Origin of the sequence: Paracoccus yibinensis (assembly GCF_030846195.1) — a bacterium.
Classification (GTDB): domain Bacteria; phylum Pseudomonadota; class Alphaproteobacteria; order Rhodobacterales; family Rhodobacteraceae; genus Paracoccus; species Paracoccus yibinensis.
Window position 1 is genome coordinate 521,469 of record NZ_JAVCWH010000002.1, and the last position, 13,875, is coordinate 535,343.

Consider the following 13,875-nt stretch of genomic DNA (forward strand, 5'->3'; position numbering starts at 1 on the left):
GGGCGCAGTTCAGCGGATCAATGCTTTGCCGCCTTCAGGGCCGCGACGCCTGGCAGTTCCTTGCCCTCCATCCATTCCAGGAAGGCGCCCCCGGCGGTCGAGATGAAGGTGAAATCGCCCGCGACGCCCGCCTTGTTCAGTGCAGCGACCGTATCCCCGCCCCCCGCGACCGAGATCAGCTTGCCGTCCCGCGTCAGATCCGCCGCAGCCTGGGCGGCGGCGTTGGTCGCGCGATCAAAGGGCTCGATCTCGAAGGCGCCCAGCGGGCCGTTCCAGATCAGCGTCTTGCAGTGCCCCATCGCCTCGCGCAGCGCATCGACCGTCGCGGGACCCGCGTCCAGGATCATCGCATCCGCCGGGCACTGATCGACCGGCAGCACCTGCGATTCCGCGCCTGCCTTGAATTCGTGCGCCACCACGATGTCCAGCGGCAGATGGATCACGCAGCCGCCCTGGTCGGCCTTTTCCAGAATCTGACGCGCGGTGTCGGCCATGTCGCGTTCGGCCAGCGACTTGCCGACCTCGACGCCCTTGGCGACCAGGAAGGTGTTGGCCATGCCGCCGCCGATCACCAGATGATCGACCTTGTCCACCAGGTTCATCAGCAGGTCCAGCTTGGTCGAGACCTTGGCCCCGCCCACCACCGCCATCACCGGCCGCTGCGGGTTGCCAAGGGCCGCGTCCAGCGCCTTCAGTTCCGCCTCCATCAGCCGGCCCGCGCCTGACGGCAGCAGCCGCGCCAGCCCCTCGGTCGAACCATGCGCCCGATGCGCCGCCGAGAAGGCGTCGTTGATATAGACCTTGCCAAGCGCCGCGATGGATGCCGCGAAGGTCGCGTCGTTCGCCTCCTCGCCCTCGTGGAAGCGGGTGTTTTCCAGAAGCGCCACATCGCCCGGCTTCAGCCCCGCCACCACCCGCTTGGCCGGCCCGCCGATGCAATCGTCCGCGAAGACGACCGTCTGCCCAAGCGCGGCTTCCAGTGCGGGCACGATCTGCTTCAGGCTCATGGCGTCCACGCGCTTGCCCTTGGGGCGGTCGAAATGCGCCAGCAGCACCGGAATGCCGCCCTTGGCCTGGATGTCCTTGACGGTGGGCACGATCTTCTCGATCCGGGTGGCATCGGTCACGCGGCCGTCTTCCACCGGCACGTTCACGTCCACGCGGGTCAGGACGACCTTGCCGTCCATGTCCAGATCATCGATCGTCTTGAAATCGGCCATCGTCCATCCTCACAGCATTGGGGTTGCTGGGCTTGTCCCGCATGGGGCTGCCCGCGTCAACTCTCGCGTAAGTATGATCAACGCGTGAGGGGGTTTGCGCGTTGCGATCAGGGCGGCAAAGCCCTAGACCAAGGACCGAACGTGGCAAAGGAGGGCCGCATGGCCGAGATCAAGGATCCCGAAAACACCATCATCATCCAGCTGAAGGATGGCCCCGTCGTCATCGAACTGCTGACCGATGTCGCCCCGAAACATGCCGAACGCATGAAGGAACTGGCCCGCGCCGGAAAATACGACAACGTGGCCTTCCACCGCGTGATCGAGGGCTTCATGGCCCAGACCGGCGACGTCCAGCACGCCAACATGGAAAACAACTATAACCCCGGCCGTTCGGGCACGGGCGGATCGGACCTGCCCGACCTGCCGGCCGAGTTCTCGAAGCTGCCGCATGACCGCGGCACCCTGGGCGCCGCGCGGTCGCAGAACCCCAACAGCGCCAACAGCCAGTTCTTCATCAACTTCAAGGACAACCATTTCCTGAACGGCCAGTATACCGTCTATGGCCGGGTGATCTCGGGGATGGAGCATGTGGACAAGATCGCGCGCGGCGAGCCGCCTGCGAATCCCGACCGCATGATCTCGGTCAAGGTGGCTGCCGATGCGTAATCTGTTGATCCCCGCCTTCGTCCTGGCCGCGACGGCTGCACATGCCCAGGCCCCCGCCCACGAGGACGGCCCCGGCCCGAACATGGTGATCGAGGTCGCAAGCGCCGACGGCACGCCCAAGGGCACCATTACCCTGGACCTGCTGGCCGACAAGGCGCCGAACCATGTGGCCCGGCTTGTGGAACTGGCCAAGGCCGGTGCCTATGACGGGGTGGTCTTCCACCGCGTGATCGACGGCTTCATGGCCCAGACGGGCGACGTCGAACACGGCAAGCAGGACGGCGCAAACGTTGCCATGGCCGGCACGGGCGGATCGGACCTGCCGGATCTGGAAGCCGAGTTCAACGACGTCTCGTTCCAGGCAGGCACCGTGGGCATGGCGCGCGCGCAGGATCCGAACAGCGCGAACAGCCAGTTCTTCATCGACCTGGCGCCCGCGACCTTCCTGGACGGCCAATACACCGTCGTCGGCCAGTTGATCGACGGCTGGGACGTGCTGACCGGCATCAAGAAAGGCGACGCGAACGCCAACGGCGCGGTCGAGGAACCCGACTACATGGCGAAGGTCACGATCGTCGAATAAGACAGGGGGGGCCGGTGGCCCCCTTTTTTCGCGCTTGCAGCATTGGCCGCCCCGCGCCTATCTTTCGCGCGACATGGAGCCGCGCAACCTTCCAGACGTGACCGAAATCACCCCCTCGGCCGGGGTGGAACGCGCGTGCCACGGATGGCGGGCGAAATGCCTGCAACGGCTGATCAGGATGCGCCTGCCGGTGCCGCGCAGCTTTGCGATTCCGGCAGAATCGGTGCAGTCCATCGCGACGGGCAGGCGGATCGACCTGGGCGATCTGGCGGGCCTTTTCAGCGACGGCGACGGGTTGGTCAGCGTGCGCCCCTCGGCCCTGATGCCGGAATGGGGCGGGCCGGGGACGATCCTGAACGTCGGCATCAACGACAGGACGCACAAGCGGCTTGCCCATCGCATCGGCCGCGCGAATGCCGACACCCTGTATCGGCGGTTCGTCCAAAGCTATGCGATCCACATCGCGCGCCTTGATCCCGACATGTTCGCCCAGGACGGCGACGGCGCATTGACCGAGGCGCTTCGCAGTTATCGCGACGAGACGGACGAGGATTTCCCCCAGGATCCCGCCACCCAGCTGGCCGAGGTTCTGCGGTCCATGGCCCGCGCCTGGGACGGACCGACCGCGCGGCTGTTGCGCCAGGCCAAGGGCGCGCCGCCGGACGCGCCGCTGGGTCTGGTGGTTCAGCAGATGGCGCTTGGCCTGGGACCGGGGCTGTGCGGATCGGGCAGCATCCAGTTCGTCGATTCCGTGACCGGCGCCCCTCGCGTCACCGGTCGCTTCAAGCGCCAGCACCATGGGGGTGCCGACGGTGCGGGGGCCGAAACCCAGTTCCTGACCCGCGACGATCGCGGCCCGTCGTTGGAAGAAACCGCGCCCGAGGTTTTCGCCGACCTGATCCGCTTCGGCGTCGCCGCGCGCGAACGCCTGCGAGAAGAAATGCAGATCGAGTTCGTGGTGGCCGACAGCCAGATCTCGATCATCGACGCCACGCGGGTTCAGCGGACATCCCGTGCCGGGGTCTGCATCGCCGTGGCCCTGGCCCGCGACGGCATCATCCCGGAATCCGAGGCGGTGATGCGCGTCGAACCCCGCGCGCTTGCCGATCTGCTGCACCAGCAGGTCGATCCGCGCGCCCCGCGCGAGGTGATCGCCCGCGGCATCAACGCCAGCCCCGGCGCCGCCACCGGCCGGATCGTGTTTACCGCCGCCGCGGCCCAGGCCGCCGCCGCGCGGGACGAGGCCTGCATCCTGGTCCGTCGCGAGACGGTCCCCGAAGATGTGCGGGGGATGCACGCATCCGTCGGCGTCCTGACCGAACGGGGCGGCACCACCAGCCACGCGGCGGTGATCGCGCGCGGCATGGGCCTGCCCTGCATCGTCGGCGCCACCGGCATCAGCATCGACGCCCGCCAGCGGATCCTGCGCGCGGGGGCGGTCACGCTGCTGGAAGGGGACGAGATCACCATAAACGGATCCAGCGGAGAGGTTCTGGCGGGCCGGGTTCCCCTGCTGGAACCGGCGCTTGACGACAATTTCTCGCAGTTGCTGGTCTGGGCGGATGCGGCGGGGGGCATCGCGGTGCGGGCCAATGCCGACACGCCGGAAGACGCGCGCACGGCCCGCCGCTTCAACGCGCAGGGCATTGGGCTGTGCCGGACCGAACACATGTTCTTCGACGCCGAGCGTCTGCCCGCGATGCGAGAGATGATCTTTGCCGACACCCCCCAGGATCGCCGCCTCGCCCTGGACCGCATCCTGCCCATGCAGCGCCAGGATTTCACCGCGCTGTTCGAGATCATGGCCGGCCTGCCCGTCACCATCCGCCTGTTCGACCCGCCGCTTCACGAATTCCTGCCCCACGACCGCGAGGGATTGCGCGAGCTGGCCGATTCCATGGACCTGCCCTTGTCCGACGTGACCCGCCGGGTCGAGGCGCTGTCGGAATTCAACCCGATGCTGGGAATGCGCGGGGTCCGGTTGGGCATTACGGTTCCCGAAATCTATGACATGCAGGCCCGCGCCATCTTCGAGGCCACCATCGAGGCCAGCCGAAAGGGCGACCCCGTGGTGCCCGAGATCATGATCCCTCTGGTCAGCGCCATGCGCGAGGTCGAACTGGTCAAGAACCGCATCGACGCGGTGGCCGCCGCCGTCAGGAACGACCGCCGCACTGATTTCACCTATCGTCTGGGGGTCATGGTGGAAACGCCCCGCGCCTGCCTGCGGGCAGGCGACATCGCCGCCCATTCGGCCTTCCTGTCCTTCGGGACGAACGACCTGACGCAGATGACCTATGGCCTGTCGCGCGATGACGCGGGCCGCTTCATGGGCACTTATGTCGGCCAGGGCGTCTATGCCGAGGATCCGTTCCACTGCCTTGACCAGGACGGGGTCGGGGAATTGCTGCTGACCGGGGCGCAGCGGGCGCGACAGCAGCACCCGCAGATTACCATATCGGTCTGCGGGGAACATGGCGGCAATCCCGAATCCATCGGGTTCTGCCATGATGCGGGCTTCGATTACGTGTCCTGCTCGCCGTTCCGCGTTCCCGTGGCCCGACTCGCGGCGGCGCAATCGGCCCTCCGCGCGCGTCTTCTGCGTGGGGAAGGCTGACTGATTCGGCTGTCGATCACGCAAATTCTTGCATTGCAACAGCCTCTTGCTGCACGCGCAAAGGTTGTCATTCTGCTGAAACCTGCCGGTTGACGCTTTCCGGGTCGGCGAGATGCTGCCGGAAACATCCCTTTTCACCCCGGAACGGAACCTCACGGGGAAGTTCCGTGGATATGCCGATCGCTAAAACCGTAATCATTCCGCTGAACGCGGTGACGCCCATCTGCTCTGGGCAGCCGTGATCTTAACGACCTGTCCATCCGACACGGTTATAGGGATAGATATGAAAACGCTGCTTCAGCGGTTGGTGCCGTCATGCCTGTGCGCCGCCGCACTTACCTTCACGGCGACATACGCAACTGCGGGCAACGGATCGCTGTTTTCGTCCGATGCCGGGCTGTTCGGTACCGCGGCACAGTCACCGCGTCCGATGCCGCTTCTACATACGGGTGACGAACCTGTGAAGGCTGAATCTGCGGTCCAGCGTGAAAATCAGCGTGCGAGGTTGCTGCCGGCCAGCACCGAGCGGTCGGCAAGAGGCAGGTTCGACGAACGCGACCTGAACTGCCTGGCCGAGGCGATCTATCACGAGGCGCGCGGCGAAAGCACCCGCGGCCAGGCCGCCGTGGCCGAGGTGATCCTGAACCGCGTCGAAAGCCGTCAGTTCCCCTCGTCGGTGTGCGGGGTTGTGAACCAGCCCAGCCAGTTCAGCTATACCATCGGCGGGCGCAAGCCCATCAGGAACAAGTCCGCCTATCTGCGCGCCCGCGACATCGCCCGCAATGCCTTGGCCGGGGCGCCGCGTGCCTTGACGGGTGGGGCCACCTATTTCCACACGCCCGCCGTCAGCCCGTCCTGGTCGCGCCGCTTTCAGCGCACCGTGCAGATCGGGCAGCACATCTTCTATCGTCCGGCGGGTCAGCGCGTCGCCTCGAATTAAGGCCGGACTTGCCTGCGGGCGGGAATTGCTGTGAATGGCAGGCATGAGCCAGCCTGACCGCATCCATCTGCGCGACCATGTCGTCGAAGCCGAGATCGGCGCCTTTCAATCAGAACGCGGCCGCACCCAGCGGCTGCGTTTTTCCCTTGTCGTCGATCTGCGCGATCCCGTGGACGCCAGGGATGATCATGTGGACCGCATCCTGTCCTATGACGTGCTGGTCCAGGCGGTCGATGCCGCCCTGGCGGATCAGCGGTTCAATCTGGTGGAGACGCTGGCCGAACGCATCGCGGCGCAGGTTCTGGCCGATCCCCGCGCGGCGCGGATCACGGTCACTGTGGAAAAGCTGGATCGCGGCCCCGGCGCCCTGGGCATCACCATCAGCCGCGACGCGGCCCGCATGACGGTGACATCGCAGCATCTGCCGGTGCGGATCGTTGTGGGCCGTCCTGCGGCCTTGCCTTCGGGGGCCGTGGTGGTAATGCCCGACGCGCCCGCCATGCCCCTGCCGCAGGGCGGCGACGCCCGCCGCATCGCCCTGCTGGGCTTCGATCAGGCCGCCTGGATCCTGGCCGAAACCCTGGGCATCGAGGTGGCCGAGACGCGGACCGAACTGGACTCCGCCATTCGCGCCGAAACGCCGGTGGTCTGGGCGCCCGCCCGGCTTGCGGTCGAGGCCCCCGGCATCCGGCCTGCCGGCCCCGCCCTTGCCTTCTGGCTGGCCGCGCGCCTGTCGGCCGACCGCGTCGATTTCGCGACAGCTTCGCCCCTGCCCGCCCCGCCCGAGGGGATTGCCGTGGGCCAAGTTTCGGGGGCCGAATGAGCCTTTATCACCGTCCCCTTCCCGACCCATACGGCCGCCACCGCCTTGCCGGGGGCTGGATCCGCTTTTCCCAGGTCGAGGTCCTGGAACGCGGCCGCCTGCCCCGGCTTGGCACGGACATTCCGCCCGATGTGCTGGCGCGGCTGACCGCGCCTCGTGCCGGCGTGCTGGGCCTGTCCCTGGACAGCCCGCGCGTGATGGGCATCGTCAATGCCACCCCGGACAGCTTCTCGGACGGCGGCAGCTATGATCCCATCCAATGGGGCCGGCAACTGATCCAGGATGGGGCCGACCTGCTGGACATCGGCGGCGAATCGACCCGCCCCGGCGCGGTCGAGGTTCCGGTGCCCGAGGAAATCGGCCGGATCGTCCCTGTCATCCGCGCCCTGGCCGATGCTCCGGTTTCCGTCGATACCCGCAAGGCGGCGGTGGCACGGGCGGCCTTGGATGCAGGCGCAGGGATGATCAACGACGTGTCGGGCTTCGACTTCGACCCCGCCCTTGCGGCCCTGGCGGCGGATGCGCGGGTGCCGGTCTGCCTGATGCACGCGCAGGGCCTGCCCGAGACGATGCAGGACGATCCGCGCTATGACGATGTTCTGCTGGATGTCTATGACGCGCTTGATGCGCGGATCTGCCGGGCCGAGGCGGCGGGCATCCCGCGCGACCGGATCGTGGTGGATCCCGGCATCGGCTTCGGCAAGACGCAGGCGCATAATCTTGCCATCCTGCGGCGGATTTCGCTGTATCATGGGCTTGGCTGCGCGATCCTTCTGGGCGTCTCGCGCAAGCGGTTCATCGGCACGATCGGCGGGGCGCAGGATCCCGCCGACAGATCGCCCGGAACGCTGGCGGTGACGCTTGCGGCGGTGGCGCAGGGAGTTCAGATACACCGCGTCCACGATGTGCGCGGACTGGTGCAGGGGCTGCGGCTGTGGCAGGCCGTCAACGATAACGAAAAGGCAGAAACATGAGCAGAGGCTTGTTCGGGACAGACGGCGTGCGCGGGCGCGCCAACACCCACCCCATGACGGCCGAGATGGCCCTGCGCCTGGGCGCGGCGGCGGGGCGGTATTTCCGCCGCTCGGGCGACGACAGCGCCCATCGCGTGGTCATCGGCAAGGACACACGGCTGTCGGGATACATGCTGGAAAACGCCCTGACGGCCGGGCTGACCAGCACCGGCATGAACGTGCTGCTGCTGGGTCCGGTGCCAACGCCCGCCGTAGGCTTTCTGACCCGGTCGATGCGCGCGGATGTGGGGATCATGATTTCCGCCAGCCACAACCCGGCCGAGGACAACGGCATCAAGTTCTTCGGCCCCGACGGCTTCAAGCTGTCCGACGAGGCCGAGGCCGAGATCGAGCGCATCGTGGCGGGCGACATCACCCCGGCGCAGCCCGCCAATATCGGCCGCGCCAAGCGCATCGACGACGGGCGCGGGCGTTACGTCGAATATGCCAAGACCACCTTCCCGGCAGGGCAGCGCCTGGACGGGCTGCGCGTGGTGATCGACTGCGCCAACGGCGCCGCCTATCGTGCCGCCCCCGACGTGCTGTGGGAACTGGGCGCCCATGTGATTCCGATCGGGGTCAAGCCGGACGGGTTCAACATCAATGCCGGCGTGGGTTCGACCCATCCCCAGGCCTGCGCGGCGGCGGTCCTGGAACATGGCGCGCATCTGGGCATCAGCCTGGACGGCGATGCGGACCGGGTCGTCATCATCGACGAGAAAGGCCGCCTGGCCGACGGCGACCAGATCATGGCGCTGATGGCGGCCCGCTGGGCCGAACAGGGCCGGCTGCGGGGCAATGCCCTGGTCGCCACCGTGATGTCGAACCTGGGGCTGGAACATTTCCTGACCGGGCGCGGGCTGCGGCTGGAACGCACCAAGGTCGGCGACCGCTATGTGGTCGAACGGATGCGCGAGGGTGGCTTCAACCTGGGGGGCGAACAGTCGGGCCATATCGTGATGACCGACTATGCCACGACCGGCGACGGGCTGATCGCGGCGATGCAGTTCCTGGCCGCCATGGCCGAGACGGGCGACAGCGCCAGCGTTCTTGCCGCGCAGTTCGATCCGGTGCCGCAGATGCTGAAGAACGTGCGTTACGCCGCAGGCGCCGACCCCCTGTCGGCGGCCGAGGTCCGCGCCGTGATCGCCGATGCCGAGGCACGGCTGGCGGGCACGGGCCGCGTCCTGATCCGCAAGTCCGGGACCGAACCCCTGATCCGCGTCATGGCCGAGGCTGAGAACGAGACCGTGCTACGCGAGGTAGTCGAAGGGATCGTCGCGGCGGTGGAAAAGGCAGCCTGAAACGGCGAACGCCGGGGGACTTCACGTCCCCCGGACCCCCTGTGGGATATTTTCGCACAGAAGATTCAGGGCGCTTCCGCGACCGGATCGAAGTCATAGATCCAGTCAAAGCGGCCCAGAATTGCGCCGGGTGCCACCTTGCCGCCAAGACGCAGCGCGGCATGGGCGGCAAGCCGTTTAGGCCCGGTCAGGTGATAGTTGCGCGCATTGGCATTCGCCGCCTCGACGATGCGGGTCGTGCGCGGCTTTCGCAGGCTTTCATAGCGCATCAGCGCGGCCTGCTGGTCGGCCACGGCGTCCAGGCAGGCGGCCAGCGTCCAGGCATCCTCGATCGCCATGCAGGCGCCCTGGGCCATGAAGGGCAGCGTCGGATGGGCGGCGTCGCCCAGGATCGCCATGCGTCCGTCTTGCCAGCGGGGGGCGACCTGATGGCGGAACAGCCCCCAGACATGGACCCGATCGACCTGCGCCAGCCATCCCGGCACCAGGCCGCCGAAGCGGGCGAAGGCCGCGCGCAGGTTGACGGGATCGTCGGGATGGGACCAGCCTTCGTCCTGCCAGTCGCGGGTTTCCAGGACCGCCACGATGTTGCGAAGCCCGCCTGCCAAGGGATAGCTGACCAGGTGGCGGTTCGGCCCCATGAACACCTGCGCCTCGGGGGCCGCGTCCTGATCCGCGATGACGGCGCGCCATGCAGTCTGGCCCGTGAAGAAGGGCACTTCGCGCCCGTTCAGGGCGGCGCGGATGCGGCTGTGCAACCCGTCGGCGCCGATCAGCAGGGGGGCGTCGGGTGGGGTCTCGACCGGACGGTTCAGGGCGACCCGCACGCCGGCCTGGGCCGCGGCCTGTTCCAGCACCTCGATCAGGCGGGCGCGGTGGATCAGGCGGAACCGGGCCTGGGGGCGGTGGCGGGCCAGATCCAGCCGCACCACATCCGCACCCGATGCATCGCGCAGCCGCACCGCGTGGCTGGGCAGCGATACCGCGTCAAGCGACGGAAGCAGGCCAAGCGCGTCAAGCACGCGCATCGCATTGGGGGACAGTTGCAGGCCCGCGCCGACCTCGGCGATGGCAGGCGCGCGTTCCAGGATGGTGACCTCTGCCCCGCGCTGCCGCAGGGCTATGGCAGCCGTCAGTCCCGCGACGCCGCCGCCGACAACCGTGACGGGCCGTGATCGCAGCGCGCCAGACATCGGATCAGTCGTCGCGGTGGACCCGCTCGCGCCGTTCGTGGCGTTCCTGCGCTTCCAGCGTCATCGTGGCGATGGGGCGAGCGTCCAGCCGCTTGAGGCTGATCGGCTCGCCCGTCATCTCGCAATAGCCGTATTCGCCGGTCTCGATCCGGCGCAGCGCCGCGTCAATCTTGCTGACCAGCTTGCGCTGGCGGTCGCGGGTGCGCAGTTCAAGGGCGCGGTCGGTTTCCTCGGACGCGCGGTCGGCCAGGTCCGGCACGGCGCGGGCGCTGTCTTGCAGGCCTTCCAGCGTTTCGGCGGACTGGTCCAGCAGTTCCTGCTTCCAGGCTTCCAGCTTGCGCCGGAAATATTCCAACTGCCGGTCGTTCATGAACGGCTCATCCTCGGCGGGACGATAGTCCTGGGGCAGGAAGGTCTGGGCTTTCATAAATGCTCTCCGGCAGGGCCGGGTGGAACGCGAACCGGCACCTTGCGCGCCCCCTTAAAGTATGACGTGCTGCTTGTCACTAGGCGAAACGTTCAAGGTTGAATGACATGCGGACCCATGCGTTGTTCGTGTCCAAGTATTTCACCTGAAAGGAGAGTTTGATGCAGTTCACCGGCACCGGCCGATATGTCGCCCCGCCTGACCTGGCGGTCGCCGTCAATGCCGCCGTCACGCTGGAACGCCCGCTGCTGGTCAAGGGCGAGCCGGGCACGGGCAAGACCGAACTGGCCCGGCAGGTGGCGGAAAGCCTGTCCCTGCCGATCATCGAATGGCATGTCAAATCAACGACGAAGGCCCAGCAGGGGTTGTATGAATACGACGCCGTCTCGCGGCTGCGCGACAGCCAGCTGGGCGATGCGCGGGTCCATGATGTCGCCAACTATATCCGCCGGGGCAAGCTGTGGCAGGCCTTCACGGCGCCCGGCAAGGTGGTCCTGCTGATCGACGAGATCGACAAGGCGGATATCGAGTTTCCCAATGACCTTCTGCAGGAACTCGACCGGATGGAGTTTCACGTTTACGAGACCGGCGAGACGATCCGGGCCGCGCATCGTCCGGTGGTCATCATCACCTCGAACAACGAGAAGGAGCTGCCGGACGCCTTTCTGCGGCGCTGTTTCTTCCATTATATCCGCTTTCCCGACGCCGACACGCTGCGCGCCATCGTGGATGTGCATTACCCTGGCCTGAAGCGCGGGCTTCTGGATCAGGCGATGACGCAGTTCTTCGAATTGCGCGACACGCCAGGCCTGAAGAAGAAGCCTTCGACCAGCGAATTGCTGGACTGGCTGAAGCTGATCCTGGCCGAGGATCTGGCGCCCGAGGATCTGCGGCGCGATCCCCATACGATGCTGCCGAAACTGCATGGGGCGCTGCTGAAGAACAAACAGGACGTGGCCCTGTTCGAGAAGCTGGCCTTCATGGCCCGGCGGCAGCGGTAAGCCTCAGGCGCCGGTCGCGGGGTCGTCGGCATGGCGGCCCGCAGCCATGCCCATGCCCATGCCGCCGCCACCCCCGGCGCCGGCCCCGCCGCCTCCGCCGCCGCGCGACCGCCCCTCGTCCCTGCCCTTGCCGCCCCCCGGTGCGGGGCGGGTCGGTCCCTGGGGCGGGATGGCAAGGCCTGCCGGCACGGGCTCCAGATCCAGGGCCGTGCGAATGAAGTCGCGCAGGGATCGCACCAGTTCATCCGTCTGGACCGGCCGACCCTCCACCAGGTCGCGGGCAGCACGTTCGGCCAGGCGGACATGGGTTTCCGTGCCCAGCAGCAGGATGTCGGACAGTGCGGCTTCGACCGCATCCCGGATGCGGCGGCGGCGGTCCGAGCCTTCGGTAAGATCCGCCCCCTCGTCCATCGCCCGCTGGCGCAGGTCGCGCAGATGGGCGGGATCCACGGCCAGATCGCCCGTGAAGGATCCGCCCAGCATCTTGTAGGCGGCGATCAGCACCCGCAGGCGTTCGTTGATCTGGCGGTTCATCCGCTCGCGCCGCTGCTGGACGGTGAACATCACCAGCACCCGGATGCCGATGCCGATCAGCGCGAACAGCGCGATCCCGATCACGGTGGACAGGATGCTGTTCCAGTTGCTGAAGTCGATCATGCGCATGGGATGTCCTTTGAAGCGGTGACTGCATGATCGGGGCGAGGGCCGGCAGGGACAACCCCACAATCCCGATTGAAACCGCGGCGCCGTCGTGACCTTCTGCCCGCAACCGACATCGAGAGGAGAGAGACATGACCCAGGGCTTTGACACCACCGCGATCCATGCCGGGACCGAACCCGATCCCGCGACCGGCGCGCGGCAGGTGCCGATCTATCAAACCACGTCCTATGTCTTCAAGGACGCCGACCACGCCGCCCGGCTGTTCGGGCTGCAAGAGGTCGGCTATATCTATTCCCGCCTGACCAACCCGACCGTCGGCGCCTTGCAGAACCGGGTTGCCGCGCTGGAGGGGGGCGCGGGGGCGGTTTGCTGTTCGTCGGGCCACGCGGCGCAGATCATGGCGCTGTTCCCGCTGATGGCGCCGGGGCGCAACATCGTCGCCTCGACCCGGCTTTACGGCGGCACGGTCACGCAGTTCAGCCAGACCATCAAGCGGTTCGGCTGGTCGGCCAGGTTCGTGGACTTCGACGACCTGGACGCCCTGCACGCTGCCATCGACGACGACACCCGCGCGGTGTTCTGCGAATCGATCTCGAACCCCGGCGGCTATGTCACCGACATCCCGGCGGTGGCCGAGATCGCCAGGGCCGCAGGCATCCCGCTGATCGTGGACAACACGCTGGCCACGCCATACCTGTGCCGCCCCATCGAGATGGGCGCGACGCTGGTCGTCCACAGCCTGACGAAGTACATGACCGGCAACGGCACCGTCACGGGCGGCGTGGTCGTGGACAGCGGCAGCTTCGACTGGTCGGCATCGGGCAAATTCCCCAGCCTCTCGGCCCCCGAACCCGCCTATCACGGGCTGAAGTTCCACGAAACCTTCGGCAACCTGGCCTTCACCTTCCATTCCATCGCCATCGGGCTGCGCGACCTGGGCATGACCATGAACCCGCAGGGCGCCCATTACACGCTGATGGGTATCGAGACGCTGGGCCTGCGCATGGCGCGTCATGTCGAAAACGCACAGAAGGTCGCGGAATGGCTGGAAAACGATCCGCGCGTGACGGCCGTGACCTATGCGGGGCTGGCGTCCTCGCCTTGGAACGCGACGGCGAAGCGGCTGTATCCGAAGGGGGCCGGGGCGCTGTTCACCTTCTCGGTCAAGGGCGGTTATGAGACGGCGGTCAAGGTGGTGGGCGCGCTGAAGCTGTTCAGCCATGTGGCGAACCTGGGCGATGCGCGGTCGCTGGTGATCCATTCGGCATCGACCACCCACCGGCAATTGACCGAGGATCAGCAGCGCGCCGCAGGCGCAGCGCCCGACCTGCTGCGCCTGTCGGTCGGGATCGAGGATCCGGCCGACCTGATCGCCGACTTGGACCAGGCGCTGTCGGTCGCGGTCGGATAAGGAAAGGGGGCCGCGT

The 13,875-nt window shown here is 67.3% G+C and carries 13 protein-coding genes; 9 read left to right on the forward strand and 4 right to left on the reverse strand.

Features of this window, described 5'->3' with window-relative positions; all coding sequences use genetic code 11:
* Positions 1-17: 17 nt before the first annotated feature.
* Positions 18-1,220, reverse strand: coding sequence for a phosphoglycerate kinase (locus RAH32_RS06200; RefSeq protein ID WP_306606144.1), 1,203 nt, complete (start codon positions 1,218-1,220; stop codon positions 18-20).
* 159 nt (positions 1,221-1,379) lie between these two features.
* On the opposite strand from RAH32_RS06200, the gene RAH32_RS06205 reads away from it, so the two are divergent.
* The 7 genes from RAH32_RS06205 to glmM all read left to right on the forward strand — a co-directional run bounded on the left by RAH32_RS06205 (position 1,380) and on the right by glmM (position 9,166).
* The gene (locus tag RAH32_RS06205; RefSeq protein ID WP_306606146.1) at positions 1,380-1,886 is read left to right on the forward strand and encodes a peptidylprolyl isomerase; all 507 of its coding nucleotides are present in this window, start codon (positions 1,380-1,382) and stop codon (positions 1,884-1,886) included.
* Positions 1,879-2,469: a peptidylprolyl isomerase gene (locus RAH32_RS06210; protein ID WP_306606148.1), complete on the forward strand. Its 591-nt coding sequence runs from the start codon at positions 1,879-1,881 to the stop codon at positions 2,467-2,469. The genes RAH32_RS06205 and RAH32_RS06210 overlap by 8 nt, the downstream gene beginning before the upstream one ends.
* A 73-nt stretch (positions 2,470-2,542) precedes the next feature.
* Complete coding sequence (locus tag RAH32_RS06215; RefSeq protein ID WP_306606570.1) at positions 2,543-5,086, forward strand: putative PEP-binding protein; 2,544 nt, start codon at positions 2,543-2,545, stop codon at positions 5,084-5,086.
* Positions 5,087-5,369: 283 nt separating this feature from the next.
* The gene (locus tag RAH32_RS06220; RefSeq protein ID WP_306606150.1) at positions 5,370-6,026 is read left to right on the forward strand and encodes a cell wall hydrolase; all 657 of its coding nucleotides are present in this window, start codon (positions 5,370-5,372) and stop codon (positions 6,024-6,026) included.
* A gap of 43 nt (positions 6,027-6,069) precedes the next feature.
* Entirely contained in the window at positions 6,070-6,849 is a 780-nt protein-coding gene (locus RAH32_RS06225) for a dihydroneopterin aldolase (RefSeq protein ID WP_306606152.1), read from the forward strand.
* A complete protein-coding gene (gene folP / locus RAH32_RS06230; RefSeq protein ID WP_306606154.1) occupies positions 6,846-7,823 on the forward strand; it encodes a dihydropteroate synthase in 978 nt (325 codons plus the stop codon). The genes RAH32_RS06225 and folP overlap by 4 nt, the downstream gene beginning before the upstream one ends.
* Positions 7,820-9,166, forward strand: a complete 1,347-nt coding sequence (gene glmM / locus RAH32_RS06235) for a phosphoglucosamine mutase (RefSeq protein WP_306606156.1) — start codon at positions 7,820-7,822, stop codon at positions 9,164-9,166. Before folP ends, glmM begins: the two co-directional genes overlap by 4 nt.
* A gap of 65 nt (positions 9,167-9,231) precedes the next feature.
* Here glmM and RAH32_RS06240 read toward each other — a convergent pair whose 3' ends face one another.
* Together RAH32_RS06240 and dksA are read right to left on the reverse strand one after the other, a co-directional pair.
* On the reverse strand, positions 9,232-10,359 hold the full coding sequence (locus RAH32_RS06240; RefSeq protein ID WP_306606158.1) for an FAD-dependent oxidoreductase: 1,128 nt from the start codon (positions 10,357-10,359) through the stop codon (positions 9,232-9,234).
* 4 nt (positions 10,360-10,363) lie between these two features.
* Positions 10,364-10,786 carry an RNA polymerase-binding protein DksA gene (gene dksA, locus RAH32_RS06245; protein WP_103171341.1) on the reverse strand — a complete coding sequence of 141 codons (423 nt, stop codon included), beginning with the start codon at positions 10,784-10,786 and terminating at the stop codon, positions 10,364-10,366.
* Positions 10,787-10,947: 161 nt separating this feature from the next.
* Between dksA and RAH32_RS06250 the strand changes: the two genes are divergently transcribed.
* On the forward strand, positions 10,948-11,787 hold the full coding sequence (locus tag RAH32_RS06250) for an AAA family ATPase (RefSeq protein WP_306606161.1): 840 nt from the start codon (positions 10,948-10,950) through the stop codon (positions 11,785-11,787).
* Positions 11,788-11,790: 3 nt separating this feature from the next.
* Here RAH32_RS06250 and RAH32_RS06255 read toward each other — a convergent pair whose 3' ends face one another.
* On the reverse strand, positions 11,791-12,450 hold the full coding sequence (locus RAH32_RS06255; protein ID WP_306606163.1) for a hypothetical protein: 660 nt from the start codon (positions 12,448-12,450) through the stop codon (positions 11,791-11,793).
* 128 nt (positions 12,451-12,578) lie between these two features.
* On the opposite strand from RAH32_RS06255, the gene RAH32_RS06260 reads away from it, so the two are divergent.
* A complete protein-coding gene (locus tag RAH32_RS06260; RefSeq protein ID WP_306606165.1) occupies positions 12,579-13,859 on the forward strand; it encodes an O-acetylhomoserine aminocarboxypropyltransferase/cysteine synthase family protein in 1,281 nt (426 codons plus the stop codon).
* Positions 13,860-13,875: the final 16 nt, after the last annotated feature.

Bases quoted from the DNA above. Each gene is read 5' to 3' on its own strand.
- RAH32_RS06200 (WP_306606144.1), bottom strand. From the start codon at position 1,220: ATGGCCGATTTCAAGACGATCGATGATCTGGACATGGACGGCAAGGTC.
- RAH32_RS06205 (WP_306606146.1), top strand. From the start codon at position 1,380: ATGGCCGAGATCAAGGATCCCGAAAACACCATCATCATCCAGCTGAAG.
- RAH32_RS06210 (WP_306606148.1), top strand. From the start codon at position 1,879: ATGCGTAATCTGTTGATCCCCGCCTTCGTCCTGGCCGCGACGGCTGCA.
- RAH32_RS06215 (WP_306606570.1), top strand. From the start codon at position 2,543: ATGGAGCCGCGCAACCTTCCAGACGTGACCGAAATCACCCCCTCGGCC.
- RAH32_RS06220 (WP_306606150.1), top strand. From the start codon at position 5,370: ATGAAAACGCTGCTTCAGCGGTTGGTGCCGTCATGCCTGTGCGCCGCC.
- RAH32_RS06225 (WP_306606152.1), top strand. From the start codon at position 6,070: ATGAGCCAGCCTGACCGCATCCATCTGCGCGACCATGTCGTCGAAGCC.
- folP (WP_306606154.1), top strand. From the start codon at position 6,846: ATGAGCCTTTATCACCGTCCCCTTCCCGACCCATACGGCCGCCACCGC.
- glmM (WP_306606156.1), top strand. From the start codon at position 7,820: ATGAGCAGAGGCTTGTTCGGGACAGACGGCGTGCGCGGGCGCGCCAAC.
- RAH32_RS06240 (WP_306606158.1), bottom strand. From the start codon at position 10,359: ATGTCTGGCGCGCTGCGATCACGGCCCGTCACGGTTGTCGGCGGCGGC.
- dksA (WP_103171341.1), bottom strand. From the start codon at position 10,786: ATGAAAGCCCAGACCTTCCTGCCCCAGGACTATCGTCCCGCCGAGGAT.
- RAH32_RS06250 (WP_306606161.1), top strand. From the start codon at position 10,948: ATGCAGTTCACCGGCACCGGCCGATATGTCGCCCCGCCTGACCTGGCG.
- RAH32_RS06255 (WP_306606163.1), bottom strand. From the start codon at position 12,450: ATGCGCATGATCGACTTCAGCAACTGGAACAGCATCCTGTCCACCGTG.
- RAH32_RS06260 (WP_306606165.1), top strand. From the start codon at position 12,579: ATGACCCAGGGCTTTGACACCACCGCGATCCATGCCGGGACCGAACCC.